General features: G+C 51.1%; 15 protein-coding genes. 11 read left to right on the top strand and 4 right to left on the bottom strand.

Annotated features, from left to right (window positions below; all coding sequences use genetic code 11):
• Positions 1-116: 116 nt before the first annotated feature.
• Positions 117-707 (bottom strand): DUF4291 domain-containing protein, encoded by a 591-nt coding sequence (locus tag ACO0LH_RS04435; RefSeq protein ID WP_422939823.1) that lies wholly within the window; start codon positions 705-707, stop codon positions 117-119.
• Positions 708-889: 182 nt separating this feature from the next.
• Between ACO0LH_RS04435 and ACO0LH_RS04430 the strand changes: the two genes are divergently transcribed.
• Together ACO0LH_RS04430 and ACO0LH_RS04425 are read left to right on the top strand one after the other, a co-directional pair.
• Entirely contained in the window at positions 890-1,642 is a 753-nt protein-coding gene (locus tag ACO0LH_RS04430; protein WP_422939822.1) for an NUDIX hydrolase, read from the top strand.
• 757 nt (positions 1,643-2,399) lie between these two features.
• The gene (locus tag ACO0LH_RS04425) at positions 2,400-3,818 is read left to right on the top strand and encodes a slipin family protein (RefSeq protein WP_422939821.1); all 1,419 of its coding nucleotides are present in this window, start codon (positions 2,400-2,402) and stop codon (positions 3,816-3,818) included.
• A gap of 5 nt (positions 3,819-3,823) precedes the next feature.
• On the opposite strand, the gene ACO0LH_RS04420 is transcribed toward ACO0LH_RS04425, so the two are convergent.
• Complete coding sequence (locus tag ACO0LH_RS04420) at positions 3,824-4,489, bottom strand: NUDIX hydrolase (RefSeq protein ID WP_422939820.1); 666 nt, start codon at positions 4,487-4,489, stop codon at positions 3,824-3,826.
• Positions 4,490-4,761: 272 nt separating this feature from the next.
• On the opposite strand from ACO0LH_RS04420, the gene ACO0LH_RS04415 reads away from it, so the two are divergent.
• Genes ACO0LH_RS04415 through ACO0LH_RS04400 form a run of 4 tightly spaced genes read left to right on the top strand, consistent with a single transcriptional unit; the run spans position 4,762 to position 9,626 of the window.
• Positions 4,762-5,625, top strand: a complete 864-nt coding sequence (locus ACO0LH_RS04415; protein ID WP_422939819.1) for a cysteine hydrolase — start codon at positions 4,762-4,764, stop codon at positions 5,623-5,625.
• Between the two features lie 42 nt (positions 5,626-5,667).
• Positions 5,668-6,858, top strand: coding sequence for a nicotinate phosphoribosyltransferase (gene pncB, locus ACO0LH_RS04410; RefSeq protein ID WP_422939818.1), 1,191 nt, complete (start codon positions 5,668-5,670; stop codon positions 6,856-6,858).
• An 11-nt stretch (positions 6,859-6,869) separates the two neighbouring features.
• The gene (locus ACO0LH_RS04405) at positions 6,870-8,573 is read left to right on the top strand and encodes an NAD+ synthase (protein WP_422939817.1); all 1,704 of its coding nucleotides are present in this window, start codon (positions 6,870-6,872) and stop codon (positions 8,571-8,573) included.
• A gap of 15 nt (positions 8,574-8,588) precedes the next feature.
• A complete protein-coding gene (locus ACO0LH_RS04400) occupies positions 8,589-9,626 on the top strand; it encodes a bifunctional nicotinamide-nucleotide adenylyltransferase/Nudix hydroxylase (RefSeq protein ID WP_422939816.1) in 1,038 nt (345 codons plus the stop codon).
• A 47-nt stretch (positions 9,627-9,673) separates the two neighbouring features.
• On the opposite strand, the gene ACO0LH_RS04395 is transcribed toward ACO0LH_RS04400, so the two are convergent.
• A complete protein-coding gene (locus ACO0LH_RS04395) occupies positions 9,674-10,495 on the bottom strand; it encodes an NAD-dependent epimerase/dehydratase family protein (protein ID WP_422939815.1) in 822 nt (273 codons plus the stop codon).
• Positions 10,496-10,554: 59 nt separating this feature from the next.
• A complete protein-coding gene (garD, locus tag ACO0LH_RS04390) occupies positions 10,555-12,108 on the bottom strand; it encodes a galactarate dehydratase (protein ID WP_422939814.1) in 1,554 nt (517 codons plus the stop codon).
• A 366-nt stretch (positions 12,109-12,474) separates the two neighbouring features.
• On the opposite strand from garD, the gene ACO0LH_RS04385 reads away from it, so the two are divergent.
• The 5 genes from ACO0LH_RS04385 to ACO0LH_RS04365 all read left to right on the top strand — a co-directional run bounded on the left by ACO0LH_RS04385 (position 12,475) and on the right by ACO0LH_RS04365 (position 21,704).
• Positions 12,475-13,173: a FadR/GntR family transcriptional regulator gene (locus ACO0LH_RS04385; protein ID WP_422939813.1), complete on the top strand. Its 699-nt coding sequence runs from the start codon at positions 12,475-12,477 to the stop codon at positions 13,171-13,173.
• A 194-nt stretch (positions 13,174-13,367) separates the two neighbouring features.
• A complete protein-coding gene (locus tag ACO0LH_RS04380; RefSeq protein ID WP_422939812.1) occupies positions 13,368-16,079 on the top strand; it encodes a TonB-dependent receptor plug domain-containing protein in 2,712 nt (903 codons plus the stop codon).
• Positions 16,080-16,136: 57 nt separating this feature from the next.
• Positions 16,137-18,026 (top strand): glycoside hydrolase family 28 protein, encoded by a 1,890-nt coding sequence (locus ACO0LH_RS04375; protein WP_422939811.1) that lies wholly within the window; start codon positions 16,137-16,139, stop codon positions 18,024-18,026.
• A gap of 61 nt (positions 18,027-18,087) precedes the next feature.
• Positions 18,088-18,960, top strand: a complete 873-nt coding sequence (locus ACO0LH_RS04370; RefSeq protein ID WP_422939810.1) for a rhamnogalacturonan acetylesterase — start codon at positions 18,088-18,090, stop codon at positions 18,958-18,960.
• A complete protein-coding gene (locus tag ACO0LH_RS04365; RefSeq protein ID WP_422939809.1) occupies positions 18,960-21,704 on the top strand; it encodes a pectinesterase family protein in 2,745 nt (914 codons plus the stop codon). Before ACO0LH_RS04370 ends, ACO0LH_RS04365 begins: the two co-directional genes overlap by 1 nt.
• Positions 21,705-21,728 lie beyond the last annotated feature (24 nt).

Below are 21,728 nucleotides of genomic sequence, written 5' to 3'. Positions count from 1 at the left end.
GTTTCAAACGAATTTCATGCGTGATTCGCATGCGTTCAAGGAATGCGAATAAAAACCTGGCATAGAGTGAAATTTATATAGGACTACCGAATCTGCTTTCTGCTGGAAGACTTATGTTAGATGGAACGATAAACAGATTCTGCTGGCGTGATCAAGGCCGTATCAGTTTCAAGATAAAGGCGCTGTTCTTTCACAAAGCTGCTGAGATCCATGATTTCGACAATTTCATCATTGCCGAAGCGATGCAACATTTGGCCACGCAATCCTAGTTGGACAGCGCGACGCTGCAAACATTGTCCTGACGGATCATGATCAGGATCCCATTGCAGCCGTACATCAGAATTCGCTACCGCGCCTTGCCAGGCAGCATGTGATGCATATTTCGCCTGATCGTAAGTCGAGCTTACAGCTGCTTCCAATATTTCGTCGAAGAATACGCGCTTAATTCGAATCGCCAGTATGCATTCCTGGCCTGCTTTTTGAGCCCAGCCCGAGCGATACATCATCCATAGGAAATTTGGTTTGATCCAGCTCATGCGTGAGTATTTGAACTCGCCGCCGAAATATTGATTTTTGATTGCAAATTCCGCGATCGCATTGCTATAGGCTTGATACACAATGATCGTATCATCGTCGAACTGCGCCATGACGTGTTTGCCTTCATCAGGCCAAACCTTGAGCTGTTCCTGATATGTCTGGAACTTCATGTTAAGAGTTTTTATATTCACTTCTTTTTTCTTTTATTATCGACCAGCCTCATAGCGACCGGATTGCAGCAACTATAAAACACTTATTTGTAAATATCAACTAAGTTAGTTGTAAATTGCACTAATGCTACTTGCAGCGTACAATGCGCTTGTCCTAATCCAAAGCATACAGAGTACATATTATGAGCGTGACAGCTAAGCGCAAGCCAGGCAAGGAAGAGCAGCAATTTCTCCAGGGCTATAACATTCATGACTATGATTTGCCCTTGACCAGTGTTGATCTGGTGATCTTTACCATACGTGACATGAGCTTGCAGGTCTTGCTGGTGAAGCGTGGTGACCATCCGTTCAAGGGAGAATGGGCGCTGCCTGGTGGTTTTATTGATGTGCGCCATGATGCCAGCCTCGAAGCGACCGCCCTGCGGAAATTAAAGGAAAAAACCGGTGTCAGCGCGCCTTATGTGGAGCAGTTGCAAGGCTTTGGTAGCAAAGACCGCGACCCCAGAGGCTGGTCGAGCACCTTTGTCTATTTTGCGCTGATCTCATCAGATGACGTGATTTTGCAACATGGCGGCGGGGCCGACGATGTGAAATGGTTTCCGTTGATGCACAATAAAAAATTGCCAGCCCTGGCATTTGATCATGCAGACATTCTTGACGTGGCTCTGTTGCGTCTGCGCAGCAAGGTTGAATACACATCCTTGCCGGCGCATTTGCTGTCGAAAGAATTTACGCTGTCAGAATTGCAGCAAGTTTATGAAATCGTACTGGGCAGGCAACTCGACAAAAGCTCGTTCAGGAAGCGTATCAAGGAAGGTGATTTTCTTGCAGAGCTGGCTGGCAGGCAGAGGCTGGGCAGCAATCGTCCGGCGCAATTGTATGCTTTGCGTGATGGCAAATCACCGGCGATATTTAGCCGCCTCATGGGCAATTAGCGCTCCTGTCAATTGGCGGGTTTCTTAAATTTGTTTCAATTTCAAATCCCGTAACTGCATTAACTCAGGCTATACTTCCTGTGCGTTTCCTCGGTGGGAACAATTTGCCTGATTGCAAAGGTTCTGACTCATGAGTTCAGACTGGCACAGCGCATTGTATGCGTTTGTGTACCGCACCAGGCAGATGTTAATAGGTTCGATTCCTATATTACGCATCCAGCTCAAAGATTGAGCCTCAGACTTTTAATCTGATTGTAGTAAAAAGGTGTAGTGCATCAGTAGTAATCCTCAGGGAAACTGCTTTCCTGTCCTTGCGCGTGCTGATTCAGATAATGAGTTGTCATGCACCGGGACAACGCAGCATCGCTTCGCGTGATTGTTACCATGTCTGCGTCCCCTTTCTTAATTCAAGCTATAAACGTCAGGCAAACGGATACAGTGCTTTTGTTGTCGTTTCCCAGGCGGGCGTACCAGAAACAAGATTGCGGCACCTTACATGCATAGTCATCCGCCATGCTGCGGGGATGGTTTTCCTGAGGCTGTTTCCATTTGAGACTGATGTGTGCTGTCTACCCCGTTTTTACTGGCCCCGGCTCGCTGAGTTCATCTGACGAAATATTTATATCGATTGAGAATGTCTATGTTCCTGCGAAAAATAATCCAAGATCACCAGGTTGGTCTTCTATATGGCCGTAGCGGCTTTGAGAAAATTCTTGGCAAAGGCAGCTATTTCCTGTCAGGGTCCAAGAGGGTGGAAATGGCCAATTTAACCGATTTCCCGGCAACGCTGACTGATCTTGAGTGGCTCAGCTCTCATCACAAGGCGGCGCTGGCAGCAGATCTGGAAATTGTCCATACCGCTCATGATGAAGTGGCCCTGGTATGCAGTGGTCAGCAGTTTTTATGCGTCACGCCCAATTCCCTGCGGGCTTTCTGGAAGCAGGGTTTGGGTGTCAAGGTATACAGGGCAAACATCACGCCTGACCTGAAAGTGCCTGAAGAATGGCTAAAACAACTGCCTATCGGCGTCTCTGTGGGATGTGTCAAACAGGTCACGATACCTGCTGGCGCTTATGGCCTCCTGTTTGCAGAAGAAAGTTTCAGCGATTTCCTGTTGCCTGGCAGGCATGCCTATTTTGATGTCTTGCCCAAGACAAAACTGACGATTTGCCGCCAGTCACAAGTGATCGATGCAAAAGATGTCGTGCATGCCATCGTCGCCAGTGCGCATCCGGTTTTGTCTGCGCAATTGAACAAGATAGAAACCAGCGATCAGCAACTGGCTGTCTGGTGGGACAAGAATGAACTGGTGCATGTCACTAGCCAGGCCACACCTGCCCTGGCCAGTAGCGATCTGAAACTGGAGTTGATTTCACTGGCGCGGGCGCCGCGTGCGATTGAAGACCATATCGTTCTGGCGATGCGAAGCAACGCCAACAGCGCCAAGCTGCTGGCCCCGCATGTCTGCAATTATGAAGTACCTTCAGAGCATATCGGCATGTTGTATATCGATGGTGTTTTCCATGCCAGTCTGAAGCCTGGTTTCTATGCTTATTGGCATGGCGGGAACCGCCTGAGCCTGACGATCATTGATACCCGTCTGACGACCCTGGAAATAACCGGACAGGAGATGCTCACGCAAGACAAGGTGCCATTGCGCGTGAATGTCACGGCTGGTTATAAAATCATCGACGCGCCGCTGGTATTGGCCAGTCTCAATGATTACAAGGATTTCATCTATAAGGAAATCCAGTTTGCCCTGCGTGCCGCCATTGGCAGCAAGACCCTTGATGGTCTGCTGGAAAACAAGAATGAAACCGATGAACAGATCTTGCAATATGTCGCCCAGAAAGCACTGGCGCAGGGTATAGAAATCATCAGCCTGGGCATCAAGGACCTGATCTTGCCGGGTGAAATCAAGACCATGCTGGGCAAGGTGGTAGAAGCAGAAAAAGCGGCACAGGCCAACGTCATACGCCGTCGCGAGGAAACAGCAGCGACCAGGTCATTGATGAACACCTCGCGGGTGATGGAAGATAACCCCGTTGCCTTGCGCCTGAAAGAACTGGAAACCCTGGAAAAGATGACCGAAAAGATCGACAAGATCAGTGTCTATGGCGGGCTGGAAAGCTTGCTGAAACAGGTCGCGGCATTCAAGCCAGGTTCAGACAGGTAAGTACTTTAAAACCCGCGTTCCAGCAAACGCAGATGTTGGCGGAATGCGGGTTTTAGCTGGTAAAGCTGCGCCGGTCTGTGCGCACCATGGGCTTCTGGTTTGCCACCTGCTACTTCGAGCATGTCCATTTCTGTCATCTTCCTGCGGAAGCTGACTTTATTGATCGCTTCTCCCATCAATACTTCATAGACGCGCTGGAGTTGCGGCAAGGTAAATGTGTCACCAGCCAGATAGCAGGGCAGGGATGAATACTGGCTTTTGCTGCGCAGGCGTTGTACCGCTGTATTCAATATGTGCTGGTGATCAAAAGGCAGTTGCTGGTAACGGTCTACATCGACCAGATGCACGTCGGGGTGCGCCGCGGCTTCTATCACCTGTGCCGACACCAGCGCATAATAACTGACCGATATCGACCAGCCACGGGGGTCGCGTGCCTGTCCTGTGAAAGTCGCCAATTGTTCCAGATAAGGGGCATGGATATTCGCTTTGTCGCGCAATACCCGCAAGGCGGCATCGCGTGCATCGCTATCTTCACCCTGATGGATATAGCCACCAGGCAAAGCCAGCAAGCCTTGATAAGGGGCATGTGTGCGCTTTAACAAGGCAACTTTCAGACTATCATCTTGCAGTGTCAGTAAGACTACATCGACTGTGCAAATTATTTGTTCCACACCTACCCCAAAGTTTGGTTGCTACCCGTGTAGCGAATGTAACGGAGTTAAAAATTATTTGCAACTAATTGTAATTGCCATGGAAATTCAACAGGGTGGTAGCTCTTTTAAACGAGATGGTCTATATCTTCTTCATAGATAAATATGACAATTTACTCTATTCAACAGCTTATTTCAGGGCGATACTGGTGCATAAAATACTTAGTTGCAATATTAAACTAACTGACCTACAATAAACGCATGATCTGGTTTCACATATAAGGAAACGTACCATGAAACGCAATCTGCAATTGCTGATTATTGATCCACAAAATGATTTTTGTGATTTGCCTTCCGCTTACCTTGCCCGCGATGCGCGCACCGGTGCGCCGATCACGCCAGCCCTGCCTGTGCCAGGCGCGCATGCAGATATGTTGCGCATTGCCAGTCTCATCAATAATGGTGCTGCCGGTCTGTCTGCCATTACCATCACGCTTGATGCCCATCATCGCTACGATATTGCCCACCCGACTTTCTGGATGGATGGCAATGGCGCTGCCGTAGCTGCCTTTACCAGCATATCCGCTGCTGCCGTTCGTGCAGGGCAATTCCAGCCACGCAGCAAGGCCGCGTTGCCGCGGGCGCTAGCCTATCTGGATGCGCTGGAGGCAGAAGGGCGTTATCAGTTAATGATATGGCCTGTGCATTGCGAAATTGGCTCATGGGGGCAAAATGTTCATGCCGATGTGCGTGCTGCCTACAATGCCTGGGAAGAACAAAGCCTGTCGGTAGTCAGTAAAGTCAACAAGGGTTCCAATCCCTGGACCGAGCATTATTCTGCTGTGAGAGCCGAGGTGCCTGATAGCAGCGATGCGGATACGCAATTGAACCAGGACTTGATCACTGCGTTAAGCCTGGCTGACCGTATCTATATCTGCGGCGAAGCAGCCAGCCATTGTGTGAAGGCGACGACTGAGCATATCGTCGAAAATTTTACTCCGGAAATGCGTAGCAAACTCGTCTTGCTGACCGATTGCATGAGCCCCGTTACAGGTTTCGATGCCCAATACGAAAGCTTTGTGGCCGACATGCGTGATAGAGGTGTGCAGATAGCGCAGGCAAATGATGTTTTGGCAGAATTGCTGGCCAATACCTAAGTTGAAGTAATATCTATGATTCTGCAACCCGGATAAATAAAAATGAAGCCCGTCGTGCAAAGCCTGCTGGAAACTGATTTATATAAATTCACCATGTGGCAGGCGCTGCTGCATAGTCATCCAAATACTCAGACGGAATATGCTTTCGTCTGCCGTAATACACCCGCCTACCCCCTGGCAGAATTAAAGGCCGATGTTGAACGTGAACTCGATCATCTGTGTTCATTGAATTTCGCGGAAGATGAACTCGATTATTTACGCTCGCTGCGTTTTATCAAGAGTGATTTCACTGATTTTCTGACAGTCTTTCATTTCCAGCGCAAATTCATCAAGGTCAGCAAGCAGGGCGATACGCTGGAGATTGTTGCCAGTGGCCCGCAAGTGCATGTCATGGGCTTTGAAATTTATGTGCTGCACATCGTTAATGAACTGTATTTCCGCCGTTTGCAGACCGATGACACGCTGGCCGAAGCGCGCCAGCGCCTGCATGGAAAAATAGAGAAACTGCAGGCATTTGCACAAACGCCAGCCAGGGTACATCCGTTTGAGTTTTTTGACTTTGGCCTGCGCCGCCGCTTTTCGGGCGCATGGCATGATGAGGTCGTCGCCACACTGGCGCGCGAAGTGCCGCAGTTTTTCAAGGGCACATCCAACGTCTATCTGGCGAAAAAATACCAGCTCACCCCCATAGGCACGATGGCGCATGAATACCTGCAATCCTATCAATCCTTTGGTGTTCGCCTGCGCGATTTTCAAAAGGCTGCACTGGAAGACTGGGTGCAGGAATACCGTGGCGACCTGGGCACGGCGCTGACTGATGTGGTTGGCATGGATGCCTTCCTGGCTGATTTCGATTTGTATTTTGCCAAGCTGTTCGACGGCTTGCGCCATGATTCTGGCGATCCCGTGATCTGGGGTGAAAAGGCGCTCGCGCATTACACAAAACTGCGCATTGATGCCCATACCAAACGCCTGGTGTTTTCAGACGGGCTGGACCTGCATACGGCATTTACCTTATACCACCACTTTGCTGACCGCTGCATGACGGGTTTTGGCATCGGCACCAATCTCAGTAATGACTGCGGCATCAAGGCTTTGAATATCGTCATGAAATTAAAATCATGCAATGGTCAGCCGGTGGCAAAATTATCTGATTCCGCAGGCAAGACCTTATGTACGGATGAAACCTTCCTCGCATATTTACGCCAGGTCTTTCATCATCCTGTTATCTGAAAAAATAAATTATGCTGAATATCGCTCTAGCGCAATTGAATTACACCGTTGGTGATTTTACAGGCAACGCAGCCGCCATCATTCGCACTATGCAAAATGCGGCTGAAAAAAATGCCGATGTCGCCGTGTTTTCTGAGTTATGTCTATGTGGTTATTATCCTGGTGATCTGCTTGAAGACAGTAGCTTCCTGGATCGTGCCGACGCAGCACTGCAAACGATATTGCAGGCTTCACGTGAATGGCCAGCGCTGGTCACCGTCATTGGGACAGTGCGCAAACATGATTGGCAGGGCAAGCCTCTGCATAATGCCTTGCTGGCAATACGCGACGGTGAAATTGTCGCCGAATATTACAAGCAGTTGCTGCCTACCTATGGCATTTTTGATGAGCGCAGACATTTTGAACCTGGTGCAGAAGTCGCCTGCACGCTGACTGTCAAGGGGTGCAAGCTGGGCTTCATGGTGTGTGAAGACGGATGGAATGATGAAGGGCATGATTACTCGGTCAATCCTTTCAGCGCCTTGTCGGCGGCTTCGCCTGACCTGATCATCAGCATCAATGCCAGCCCTTCAGACATAGGCAAACGCCAGCAGCGCCATGCCATGTTCAGCAAGGCATCCGCACATCATCAATTGCCCTTGCTGTATGTAAACCAGGTGGGCGGGCAAGATCAACTGGTGTTTGATGGCGCCTCATTTGCAGTGTCACCTGCTCAGGGCATAGCCTATGAAGCGGCGCGTTTTACAGAAGATTTTCAAGTGCTGGGTTTTGAAGATGGTCAATTCCTGCAGACCAATGGTGCTGCCTTGCCCGCGCCGGACAGTGCCGGTTTAAGTGTCCCTGAATTTACCCGCAGGCAGATCATTCTCGGCTTGCAAGACTATGCGCGTCGCTGTGGTTTCAGGCAGGTCGTGCTCGGTTCGTCCGGCGGTATCGATTCTGCCTTGACGATTGCCCTGGCCGTCGAAGCACTTGGTGCAGAAAATGTCATCGCCATCACCATGCCATCTGCCTATTCCAGCACAGGTTCCGTGTCTGATTCAGTCAAGTTATGCGATAACCTGCAAGTGAAACTGCTGACGCATCCCATACTGGACTTGGTCAGGCAATATGCGCATGGCTTTGAAGCGGCTTTTTCTGCACCTTTGAAAGGATTGACGCAGGAAAACCTGCAAGCCCGCATCCGTGGCACCATCCTCATGGAATATTCAAACGCCTTTGGCGCGCTGTTGCTGACGACCGGTAACAAGAGTGAAATATCAGTCGGTTACTGTACGCTGTATGGCGATACCAATGGCGGCCTGGGTCTGATTGGCGACCTGTATAAAACCGAGGTATATGCCTTGTCGCAGCATGTGAATCAGCAAGCCGGACGTGAGATCATTCCGCAAGATGTGTTGAGCAAGCCACCATCAGCAGAGCTGGCACCAGATCAGCTTGATACCGACAGCCTGCCACCGTATGATGAGCTTGATGAGATGCTTAAATGGCATATAGAAGGCAAGCGCCTGCCTGCGCAGGAATTTGCCAGGGCATCTGCTTTTGTAGAACAATTGCGTGCCACAGAAGCTGGTACCAAAACCCTGAGCCGTATTTTGGGCATGGTTGCACGTAATGAATACAAGCGCCGTCAGGCGCCACCTATCATCCGTGTGCGTGCCAGGGCATTTGGCAATGGCCGCCAGATGCCGATAGCAGCACATTATTCAAACTAATTTTTATAATTTACTATGCAAATTGATGTTTCGGTATTGATAGGGCGCTTCCAGGCTTTTCATAATGGTCATGCGACCTTGTTGCAGCTTGCGCTGGAAACAGCAGAAAATGTGGTCGTGGTGCTGGGCTCTTCGTTCCATGCGCGCAGTACCAAAAATCCCTTCACCTGGCGTGAACGTGCCGACATGATCAGCGCGACACTGTCTGCGGCTGACCGTGAGCGCGTCAGTTTCGTGGCGGTACGTGATTATTATGATGATGTACGCTGGGCCAGTGCAGTGCGCGGCAAGGTGGAAAAACTGTTTCCACAAGCCCGGCGCGTGGCACTGATCGGCCATTTCAAGGATGCATCCAGTTACTACCTGAACCGTTTTCCGCACTGGCAACTGGTGGCGGCAGAACAAATGCTGGCGATTGACGCTACTGTCATACGCCGCGTGTTGTTCGAGGCAGATGACATGAAAGTCTCGCTTGATGTGATTGCGCATTATCTGCCGCTGACGATACGTCAATACCTGAAGGCATGGAGTATCTTGCCACACTATGCCGCACTGGTAAAAGAGCATGCGCAATTGATCGCTTATCAGGCTGCATGGAAGGCGGCACCTTATCCGCCTGTGTTCACGACGGTCGATGCCGTGGTAAAAACGGCCAGTCATGTCTTGCTGGTACAGCGTGGTGGTTTCCCTGGCAAAGGTTTGTGGGCCATACCCGGCGGTTTTCTGGACCAGAATGAACGCCTGTTTCAGGGCGCAATACGTGAATTGTTTGAAGAAACCAATCTGGCGGTGTTGAGCTCAACGCTGGAAAATACACTCGTTGACGTCAAGGTTTTTGATCACCCCGGCCGCAGCCTGCGTGGCCGCACGATTACCCATGCACATTTCTTTGATCTCAATACCAGCCATTTGCCAGATGTCAGTGCCGCTGACGATGCCGCACAGGCGGCCTGGGTACCGATAGAGAAACTGCGCAAGATGGAAGAGTTATTTTTTGATGACCACTTCCATATTCTCGATCAGTTTCTGATGCTGTCGGTGGACGAAGATTAAACTCAGCTACGCGATAAAAAAGCAAGCCAGATATCTGGCTCGCTTTTTTATTTGTATTGCGGGCCAGTCAGCAAGAAACCGCCACCCTGATAGATCGTCGTGATATCGTCCGCAGGCGGGTAGTCTCCACTGTCGGGGAACAGGTGATTGAATTCTGCCGAACTGTCTTTGGCTTTGTAGCCAAGGTGAGCTGCTTTTTTATTGTCCCACCATTTACCGGGATTATCAGAGACACCAAATGTAATGGTATGGCCGACACGCGGGGCAAAGACAGAGCAACGCAATAATTCAGTCAGGTCATCATAGCTGAGGTAAGTCGTCAGCATGCGCCTGGTCGTCGGTACCGGGAAAGATGAACCTATGCGTATGCATACCGTTTCTATACCGAATCGGTCATAGTAATAACGTGACAGCGATTCACCAAAACATTTGCTGATGCCATACATGCCATCCGGCCGGGTTGGCATGTCAGCATCAATATAGTCGGTAGTTCGGTAATAGCCAACGGCATGATTCGAGCTGGCAAAGATCACGCGCTTCACTTTGCATTGATGCACGGCTTCATAAATATTGTAAGTGCCCTGGATATTCGCATGCATGATGGCTTCGAAATTGGCTTCGGTGGATATGCCGCCGAAATGCAATACCACGTCAACGCCCTGCATCAGCGCCAGTACGGCCTGTTTGTCTGCCAGATCACATTGCACAATTTCTTCACCTTCGCCGGCCTGGCCCATATCACTGATGTCTGTCAGGCGAACGATATTTGCCCAGACTTTGATGCGTTCCCGCAATACCTTGCCCAGGCCGCCGGCAGCGCCGGTCAGCAAGATGCGCTTAAAAGGTTTTTCTGATGAAGTGAGATTCATTTGTCTTCCTTGATTTTTATAGAAATAATGCTTGAGGCTGCATCCGATATGCAGTGCCTTCAGGTTATGGGGGCTGGATTGAACAGGACCAGCGCGTTATGCAGCTTCCAGTGTTCTGCCCAGGTTTTCTTGCCGCTGGCAACATCGAGCATGAGCTGGAATAATTCCCAGCCTATGTCCTCAATGGTCGCTTCGCCATTGGCGATTTTTCCGGCATTGATATCCATGAGATCGTGCCAGCGTTTTGCCAGTTCATCCCTGGTGGCGACTTTGATGACGGGTACTGCGGCCAGCCCATACGGTGTGCCGCGGCCTGTGGTGAACACATGCATATTCATGCCCGCTGCCAGTTGCAGTGTGCCGCAGATGAAATCACTGGCGGGTGTTGCCGCGTAAATCAAGCCTTTTTGTGTAAGCTTTTCACCCGGCGATAGTACGCCTGAAATCGTGCTGGTGCCGGATTTGACGATAGAGCCCATGGCTTTTTCGACGATATTCGACAGCCCGCCCTTTTTATTGCCAGGCGTGGTGTTGGCGCTGCGGTCTACGCCACCGCGTTTCAGGTATTCGTCATACCATTCCATTTCACGTATCATGGCAGCGGCCACTTCGGCGTTGGCAGCACGTGACGTCAACTGGTCTATGCCGTCGCGCACTTCGGTTACTTCTGAAAACATGACGCTTGCACCCGCCCTGACCAGCAAGTCTGTCGCAAAGCCCACTGCGGGGTTGGCCGTCACGCCAGAGAAGGCGTCGCTGCCGCCACATTGCACGCCTACCACGAGATCAGCAGCCGGACAGGGCTCACGCCTGCGCGCATTCAATTCTGCCAGTTGCTTTTCGGCGGTAGCCATGATGGCCGAGATCATCGCCTGAAAGCCCACATAAGCCTGGTCCTGCAAGCAAACCACGGCAGGTTCACCACCATGCTGTATGGGGATAGTCCCTTTCGGGAATAAGCGGGTAGGTTGCAGTTTCTCGCAGCCCAGGCTGACTACCATGGCCTGCCCACCGAAATTCGGATTCAGGCTGATATTACGCACTGTACGGATAGGGATGGCAGCACCCGGTGCATCAATGGCGACGCCGCAGCCATAAGTGTGTTCCAGCCCGACGACATCATCGACATTGGGGTAAGACGGTAACAATTCTTCCTTGATGCGTTTGACCGCGTGTTCAACCACCCCGGCCACACATTGCACGGTGGTGGTAATGGCCAATATGTTGCGTGTGCCCACACTGCCATCTGCGTTTTTATAACCTAGAAAGGTATAGCCCTCCAGCGGTTCGCTTTTTGGCGCCTGTACCGTGGCAATCGGCAAATCAACAAGCTGCCTTGCTGCCGGCATGCGTATCAGTGATTCTTCCACCCAACTACCCTGGGGTATGGTTCTGACGGCGTAGCCTATGGTGACGTTATAGCGGGTAATTGCCTGCCCTTCTTCTATGTCATGCAATGCCAGTTTATGCCCCTGCGGGACGTTTTCCTTTAATTGCAGACCAGAAGGGAAGATCGATCCCGCAGGCAAGCCCCCGTCATTGGCAATAATCGCAACGTTGTCATTGCTATGCATACATATATAAAGCGGCAATTTCGGGTTAGGGGTCGTCATTTTTCTCTTTCCGGCGGGCTTATTGTCTTTTTTATGCAATTTGTTTTGTTTGAAATCCAGCGATTACGATGAATTGGTCATACCAAAATAAAAAATGATCAATTTTCTTTGACTCGCATTTTTGATTATTCCGCGACAAGCTGCTGATTGGAAAATCTGGATATTCATCTATGAAAATGTGATGAATTTGACCTGTTTTTTCTCGGATACGTTATGATCTCGCTGTCATTTTCTTTGCTGCATTTGTGGCGAGTATGCCACCAATAAAAATATTTGGCTAGTCCACATTGCATATTTGGTCTGACCACATTAGAATGGGTCAGACCGAAATGCTTTTTATTAAGCTTTCCTTATTTTCTCAACACCATGATGAAAAAAAATAATTCAAACGAATCCGCGTCTCACGAACCAAGGCTTTACCGTGTGGTTGCCGACCGGATTCAAGCTTTGATTGCCGAAGAAAATATTGCTGCCGGCGAGCGTCTTCCGTCTGAGCGCGATCTGGCAACCAAACTCAGCGTGAGCCGTGCATCCTTGCGTGAGGCCTTGATCGCACTGGAACTGGGCGGGGTGATTGAAGTGCGCGGTGGTTCAGGTGTGTATGTCAGTGAAGCGCCAGAGCAGTTGCCTGATTTGCCCGAAGTGGGGCCGGGGCCATTTGAAGTCTTGTCAGCACGTCGTTTGATTGAATCAGAAGTGGCGGCGATTGCCGCCCGCGTGGCGACGGATTCAGCCATCGATGAAATTTTGAAAGCCGTGCTGGAAATGGAAAAGCATCATGCGAATTATTCCAGCAATGAAAATGCCGACCGCAATTTCCATATGGCGATAGCCAGAGCGACGGGGAACAGCGCCCTGGTCGGCACGATTGAATACCTGTGGAATCAGCGGGGCCGTTTATGGCATAAATTAAAGGAGCATTTTCAGACAGAAGATTTGCGTCAGCAAACACTGACAGATCATAGAAATATTCTGGAGGCGATAGCCTCGCATGACCCGGCCGCCGCCAGAAAGGCCATGCGTGCGCATCTGGAAAGAGTTACAAGGACATTTTCACGAGGATAGAAGTCAAAGCAAAGGCAAACATTTGCGACTATTTTCCAAATAAGTTTTTTTAAATTTGACCGGCTGCAACCTCGGTGGAACTTTGTCGTCCATCCTCGTTGCAGTGGCACAGAGTACGCGAGGTGCTCCGACTAGTGCTCCACGTTTTACGTGGGCGCATGCATTCCATGAAAAAATCAGGAGGAGACCAGACAATGAAATACCATAACAACGATAAAATCGTTAACAGAAATACGCGGCCTGTGTTTGTACTGTCGTCCATTGCCCTGGCAGTGTTGACCGTGGTCAGCCAGGCCAGTGCGCAAGAACTGCAAAGGGTGGAAGTAACGGGTTCTTCCATCAAACGTCTCGCTAGCGAAGCTTCGCTGCCGGTCACCATGGTGACTGGTGAAGAGCTGGAAAAACGCGGCATGACCACATTGGCCGACCTGATGATGTCCTTGCCTGAATCTGCTTCACTGGCACCATCCAATGCGGGGTCCGGTACCAACATCAATCTGCGTGGCCTGGGTGTCAACCGCACCCTGGTGTTGCTGAATGGCCGTCGCCTGGCCAATGAAGCGATTGCCGATGGGTACGCCAATCTCGATGTTATACCTATGAGTGCGATTGCCCGCGTGGAAATCCTGCGCGACGGTGCGTCTTCCATCTACGGCTCTGACGCGATTGGTGGCGTGGTCAACTTCATTACCAAGCGCACTTTTAACGGTACATCCGTTTCTGCACAGGCGGTAAAACCACAACAATCCGGTGGTGGGGACGAGCAACGCTTCAGTGCCACTTTCGGCACCGGCGACCTGAATAAAGATGGCTGGAACCTGTACGGTACGATCGATGCGCACCGTCGCAGCCGTTTGCTGGCATCGGATCGTGCTGATCTCAGTACCCCGGACATATTGACCAGCATAGGCCGTGCGCCAACCCTGGGTAGTGGTGGTTATGCCATGCCCGCCAACTTTACAACAGCCACCAACAAGACGGCTGCCAACCCTTACTATGCCTCAGGCTGCGTCGGGCCGTATTCGATACAGGGTGCTAAAAATACCTGCATACTGAATGCGGCTTATTATGGCACTGCGCTGTATGGTAATGAGCAAGTGACTTTCTATGCAAAAGGCACAAAAAAACTGAGTGAAGATCATGTCATCACGATTGATTACATGCGCGGTCAGGAACAGATTCTGGGTACGAAAAATCCGACGACCAGCCTGGCGGCCAACGGTGTCAACGCCATACTTCCGTCAACGAGCAAATGGTATCCGGGTGGAAGTGGTGGCGTGCCTGCTGTCGCCGGTCTGAAAGGTGAGCCTTTAACCGTTACCTGGAGTGTCGCCGATCTGGCTGAGGCGACCACCAAGGATGTGCAACTCAACCAGCGCGTCACCCTCAATGATGAGGGCCGTTTCGGCAATTGGGACTATAAAGCAGGCTTCGTTTACGGGAACAGCCAGCGTGATAATTATTATGAATCAGGCTACGTGAATGGCCCGGGCTTGCTGACCGGCATCGCCAATGGCTCATTGAATCCATTTGGTTTGCAGGATGCAAACGGCAAAGCCTACCTGAAAAGTATTTCGGTTGATGGTGCACAAAACCGTCATTCCATCAGCACTTACACGGGCGTCGACTTTACTGCTTCAACTGAGCTGATGACGCTTGCCGGCGGGCCGCTGACCCTGGCCCTGGGCACTGATTTCCACAGGGATACGACAGAAGATACCAAGACTGACATCACCTCAGTGGTGACTTATGCTGCCTCCGGGCCAGCGCATGGCCAGGGCGCAAGAAATGTCGCCGCAGCATATGCTGAAATGGAAATCCCGCTGACTAAAGAACTGAACCTGAACGTGGCAGTACGTGACGATCATTTCAGCGATTTCGGCAATACCGTCAACCCCAAGGCCAGTTTCCGTTATCAGCCTATGAAGTCGCTGATGTTCCGTGGTTCTGCCAATACAGGTTTCCGCGCACCCACCTTGTTTGACCGCTATGGTTATCGTGTTGCCGGTGCCAACGCCACCACTGCCGCAAAATGGGATGACCCTGTTCAGTGTCCGGGTGGTACCCCTGGTGTGGCTGGTACTGGCAAGGCTTTGCCAGGCCTGGTGGCTTCGGCAGTGTGTAATGTGGCATTGCCACGCCAGACAGGTAGCAACCCTGACCTGATACCTGAAACTTCACGCGGTGCGACCCTGGGTGTCGTGGTTGAACCGATGAAAGACCTGACCATTTCTGCCGATTACTGGCACATAGAAATGAAAGACATGCTGGCGAACTTGCCAGAGCAAGTGTATTTTCTAAATCCGACCAAATACGCTGATCTGTTCGTACGCAATGCCGATGGTTCTCTGGCATATATCAAGAACATCACCATGAACCTCGGTGGGCAAAAGGCTTCAGGTATAGACGTCAGTCTGGCATATGCTTTGCCAAAAACTTCGGTTGGTGAATTCAGGTTCAGGATAGATGGCACCTATCTGACACAGTTTGACAATCAACTGGAAAAAGACAGCGCGTATATTTCCAACGTCGGGCGTTTTGGTGTCGCCAGCAACGGCACGACCAGCAGTTTCCCTATCATCACTTTCCGCTGGAAACACACCATGACGCTGTCATGGGCGCAAGGTAACTGGAATTCGCAACTGACGCAAAACTACAATACGGGCTATCACGATCAGAACCTGGTTGCCGCAGATTATTTCCGCGACATTGAACCGTATTCGGTCTGGAACTGGACGGCAAGCTATCGTGGTTTCAAAAACCTGACGATCGCTGCGGGCATCACCAATCTGCTCAATGCCAAACCACCGATAACGAATCACAGTGCTTATACCTACGGCTATCTGAGTAGTGCCGCCAGCCCGATTGGCCGCGCCTTCAATGCACGTCTGACTTACACCTTCTAAGAAAGCGATATTCCCTCCTGCTCGCATGTTTGCTTGCAGGGGGAGTGCGGAGCCATGATGCAAAACAGTAATCTGAAAAATATTCTGGACACCCGACGCAGAACTTTTCTGCAAGCCGCATCAGCGGGTGGGTTTTTAATGGGCAGCGGCCTGACGGCAAGCGCGTTCGCCGCGGCAAACAAGAGCGACCCCTGGAAGCAGGCGCAAGACATTATCAATCGCTTTGCCAAACCCTTGCGGTTTCGCAAAGAAGATTTTGTGATCACGGCATTTGGCGCAGAAACCTGTCAGGTGGCTAGCACAGTTGCCTGGGTATCCTTTGTCGATAAGGCGACGTTGAATACCCCCGTCAAGGCTTCCAAAGATTGTTACCCGGCGATAGCTGAGGCGATCGCTGCCTGTCATAAAGCAGGCGGTGGCCGTGTCGTGATACCGGCTGGTAACTGGTATTGTGCAGGCCCCATCGTTCTTCTGTCGAATGTGAATGTGCACCTGAACGCAGGCGCGCATGTCTTCTTCAGCAATGATCCGGCTGATTATGCCAAGTATGGCAAGTTCAATTGCGGCCAGAACGGCAATTTGTCCATGACCCGCTGGGAAGGCAATGATTGCCTGAATTTTTCTTCCATGGTGTACGCCTATGGGCAAGACAATATCGCGCTTACCGGCGATGACTGGACTGCCATACTGGATGGTCAGGCTGGCGTTGCCTTTCCTGACAGCCCGTATTGCTGGTGGTCGTGGAAGGGGCGAGAAAAACCGAATACCGCTGGCGATATCGCCGCCGGTGCCAGTGGCGACTATGTCAAAAACCTGCCGGGCCAGACTGAGGTTGCGCTGAATCCCTTAAACCCGGCTTCGCTGACAGAAGTTGCCCCTCATTTGAGCGCAGAAGAAGCCCGCTTCATACAGGGCGAGGGGGATAAATGGCGTCGTGATTCGAATTACCTGCGCACGCTGGCAGAAGCACGTGTACCTGCCGAGAAGCGCGTCTTTGGCATGGGACATTTTCTGCGGCCACATATGGTGCAATTCATCAGTTGCAGCAATGTCCTGTTCCAGGGGTACCAGGTTACCAACACGCCCTTCTGGCAGCACAATCCGGTCAATTGCCGTAACGTGCATGTCAAGAATATCTATGCCAACAGCATAGGGCCGAACAGTGACGGTTTTGACCCCGAATCCTGTAACTATGTGCTGATAGAAGATTCAAGCTTTGATACCGGTGATGACTGCATCGCAGTAGATTCTGGCAAGGGGCCGGATATTCAATATGGCCCTTCGCAAAATATCGTGATACAGAACTGCAAGATGCATAGTGGCCACGGCGCAATGACTTTCGGCAGCATCATGTCGGGTGGCATACAAAACGTATTTGCGCAAAACCTGGTATTTGAAAATAGCCACTGGAAAACGGACCCCCTCAATATCGCGATACGCCTGAAATCGAATATGAGCCGTGGTGGTTTTTTACGTAATCTGCATGTGCGCAATATCACCATACCGAATGGCATACGAACGACACCGGCATTTTATTCAACCTTGCCAGGGTCTGCGATACCCAGCAAATCAGTGGCAACATCTGCCGGTGGCATCATCACCATTGATTGCGGCTATGATCCCATCAATGACAATGTCAGGACGCGGCCACCAGTGGTTTCCGACATTCATATCTCCAATATCAAGGTGGGTAATGTGGCAACCAGGGACGGCAGTTTTTCCTGTTACCAGGCGATAGTCATACTTGGGCCGGTGGCAACGGACTATAATGGGCCAGGCAATCCGGCGTCACTGATCGTCCCGGTCAGCAATGTGACGATCAGCGATTGCGATCTTGGTACGCCTGCCAATGCAGACCACCCCCTATATCTGTATAACGTCAAGGGACTGACGCTGAAGAATGTCAAGATAGGTAATACGATACACAACAAAACACTGTCGACTTAGTGTGCCTGGGGGCGTCTTTCTGAAGGACGCTCCCTTTTTTCTACCAGACATAGAGAATTTCATGAGACTGCTTACCCGTTCTGTCGCAATGACTGCGATCAGCGCTGTGCTGCTGTGTGCCTGCGCCACCGATGCAAATAAGGGGCAACCAGTGTCCACTGGCAAACCCTTGCGGCTTATCCTGGTTGGTGATTCGACGATGGCAACAAAAAGTGGTTATGGCGATGCATTGTGCCAACGCTTCAAACCAGACGTGACCTGCCTGAACCTGGCCAAGGGTGGGCGCAGTTCTGGCAGTTATCGTGCAGAAGGTTCGTGGGAAGTTATACAGACACTGTTGAAAGCCAATGCACAATATAGCCAGACCGTGGTACTGATACAGTTTGGTCATAATGACCAGCCAGGCAAGCCTGGCCGCTCGACCGATCTGGCAACGGAATTCCCGGTCAACATGACGCGCTATGTGGAAGAGTTGAAAGCAGCAGGTGCGCAGGCGGTATTGATCACGCCGCTGACACGCCGCAGCTTCAAGGGCGCGCAGTTGCAAAATGATCTCAGGCCCTGGGCTGACGCCAGCATGGCCGTTGCCACTGCGCAGCATGTGCCTTTGATTGACTTGAATGCCATCAGCTATCGTGCGGTACAGACCATGGGTGAGGCCGAAGCAGATACGCTGGCGATGGCACCACCGCCCTCATCAGCCATGTCAGTAACTCCTGCTACCACTACGACCACTGCTACCGCTGCTACTATTGCTACAGCTGCAACGAATAACGACACAGCGAAGACAGAACGTGCCGGTGCTGCACGCCCTCTCTTTGACCGTACCCATCTGGGCAGCAAGTGCGCAGATTTTTTTTCCAAAATGGTTCTTGCTGAATTGCGTGTCGCCATTCCATCCCTAGACAGCAGCGTCCGGAAAGAGGACAAGTAATGTCTGACCTGACTAACATCAAACAAATGGCCCGTTCCGTGAAAACATGGTCTGCGGGCATGACAAGCGCATTGCTTATGTCTTGTGCATTCGCGAGTATTGACGCCTGCGCGCAAGACAGCCGCCAGGTGAAAGAACCCCAGTCACCGCAAGTATGTATTGCCCTGGCAGCGCAATCAGCACAAGCGGATGTCATCAAGCCCGGAACACCGCTTGCGCTGGCGGCTGATACGTCGAGATTGCAGGCAGCGATTGATCAATGTCGCCCGGGTCAGGCAGTCAGGCTGAGCACAAAAAATGCGAAAACTGCCTTTGTATCGGGAGCCTTGCAATTGCGTACCGGCGTATCGCTGCTGATCGACGCCGGCGTGACCCTGTTTGCATCAAGCAATCCACAGGATTTTGATCGTGGTCAAAAAACTTGTGGCAGCAATGATGATAGCGGTAAAGGCTGCAAGCCATTCATCACCGCCGATCATACGCAAGGCAGCGGCATTTATGGCGATGGCATCATCGATGGTCAGGGTGGTGAATTGATACAGGGGAAGACTGAATCCTGGTGGCAAATTGCCCGCCGTGCGCAGAAGGAAAACAATCGGCAGAATGTACCAAGGCTGATAGAGGTAACGCAATCCGGCAATTTTACCTTGCATCGTGTCACCCTCAGAAACTCGCCCAACTTCCACGTAACCCTGAACCAGGTCGATGGGTTCACTGCATGGGGCGTGCGTATAGATACGCCTGCCAATGCGCGTAATACCGATGGCATAGACCCCATCTCTTCACGCAATATCACGATTGCCCATAGCTATATCCGTACCGGTGACGACAATGTCGCCATCAAGGCCGGTAATAATGGGCTAACTGAAAATATCACGATACGGAATAATCATTTTTATTCCGGCCATGGCATGTCCATAGGCAGTGAAACCAATGGTGGTGTAAAAAATATCCTGGTTGAAAACCTCAGCATGGATGGCACGACCTCAGGCCTGCGTATCAAGAGCGATGTTTCACGCGGCGGCGTTGTACAGAATGTGACTTACCGTGATGTTTGCCTGCGTAATGTGCGTGCGCCTATCGATATGGATACCCATTACAATAAAACTGCCAATGGCAGTGCGATACCGGATTACCGTGATGTCAGCCTTGAGCATGTACGTTCACTGACGCCAGGCCGCATCATCCTGCAAGGCTATGATGCAGCCCACCCTTTACACTTGCGCATGCAGGATGTGGTGCTGGACACCAGGAGCACGATACAGCGTGAGCATGTGGCGATGCAGAACGATTTCAGCACAGAGGCAGTCAATCCAAAGCAATGTGATCAGGCGTTTGCAGATTTTCCGGAAATGAGCTTTGTCGCAAAGCGCCCGCAACTTGATGCGGCGACTGCAAAGCTGTTTGCTTACACTGAAGTGCTTAACTATGCAGGCATGCCCGGTGAAGAAAAAATCTCTCCCTGGGACCCGCTAAACGAGCCCATTGCCGCCATGCCAGGCTTGCAGCCAGACTATATCGTTGACGCCAGCTCCAGTGCAGACGGTGTGCATACCTTTAACCAGGTGCAGGCCGCAGTCAGCAGGGCAGTTATCGATTCTGAAAAAGCGACGACGAAAAAACGGCGCATTCATATCTTTGTCAAACCGGGCATTTACCGCGAACTTGTCTATGTACCTGCCCTGGATACACCAATTACCATCTACGGGACCGATGCTACCACCACCCGTATCAGTGCCAATCTTGATGCGGCATTGCCGGGCAGCAGTTACGTCACGCAATTTGGTGCACAATTTACCCATACCCATGCGGCCATTACGGCCATGTATGACAGTATCAGGGACAGGTCCACACTGGGTACTTTTGGCACAGCTGTTTTATGGGTTAAAAACCCAGGCTTTCAGGCGAAAAATATCACCATAGAAAACGCCTACAACAAGGACAAGGGCAATGCCCGTGCTGAATGCCAGCCTGGCAATTGCCCCGATACCGGTGTCTATGCGCAAATGCTGCTGGTTCACCACCAAGCGCTGGCTGTGATGCTTGATGGGGCAGACAAAGTACATTTCGACAGTGTGCGCCTGCTGGGGTTTCAGGATACGCTGTATATGAAGGCAGGCAAGGGTGGTGAAACAGCACGCCAGTTCTTTAACCATTCTTATATTGAAGGTGATGTCGATTTCATTTTTGGTGATGCTACCGCTTACTTTTATCAGTCAGAAATAAAATCCCTGGGCGACCGTTCGTCATCTTATGTGGGCGCGCCGAGCACGAATGTTAAAGCCCGCTATGGTCTGGTCTTTGATCACGTACGCTTTACCCATGATGGCAGCCCCTATGCACTGGCAGGCAAGTTTTATTTCTCCCGGCAATGGTTCCATAACCAGCGCTGTACACCTTACGGCACGGTGCCAGTCCCTGCTTATCGTTGTGAGATTGGTGATGTCGATCAATATACGCCACCCACCGGTACCATCACCAAAAGTACCTTGGAATCTGTCGGCAAGATGGTCGTGATGAATTCAGTCATTGGCGCGCACATCAATAAACAGCAGCCCTGGTCAAACTGGAACAAGAACGGCACGCTGCCTTACCGCCCAGCACAATACTCGGCGGCCGATTACTGGGCCAATTTGCTGGAAGCGAAGATAGATCCCGTGGCCAGGCTAGGCTATTCAATACCGTTCTTGCCTGATAGCCCGAATAATATCTTTCTGGCCGAATTCAATAATACGGAAGAATGATACGTAAAAATAACAGGCAGAGAC

The sequence above is a fragment of the Undibacterium sp. TJN19 genome (assembly GCF_049339485.1).
Classification (GTDB): Bacteria; Pseudomonadota; Gammaproteobacteria; order Burkholderiales; family Burkholderiaceae_D; genus Undibacterium.
This window is presented reverse-complemented; position numbering and strand designations above follow the sequence as displayed.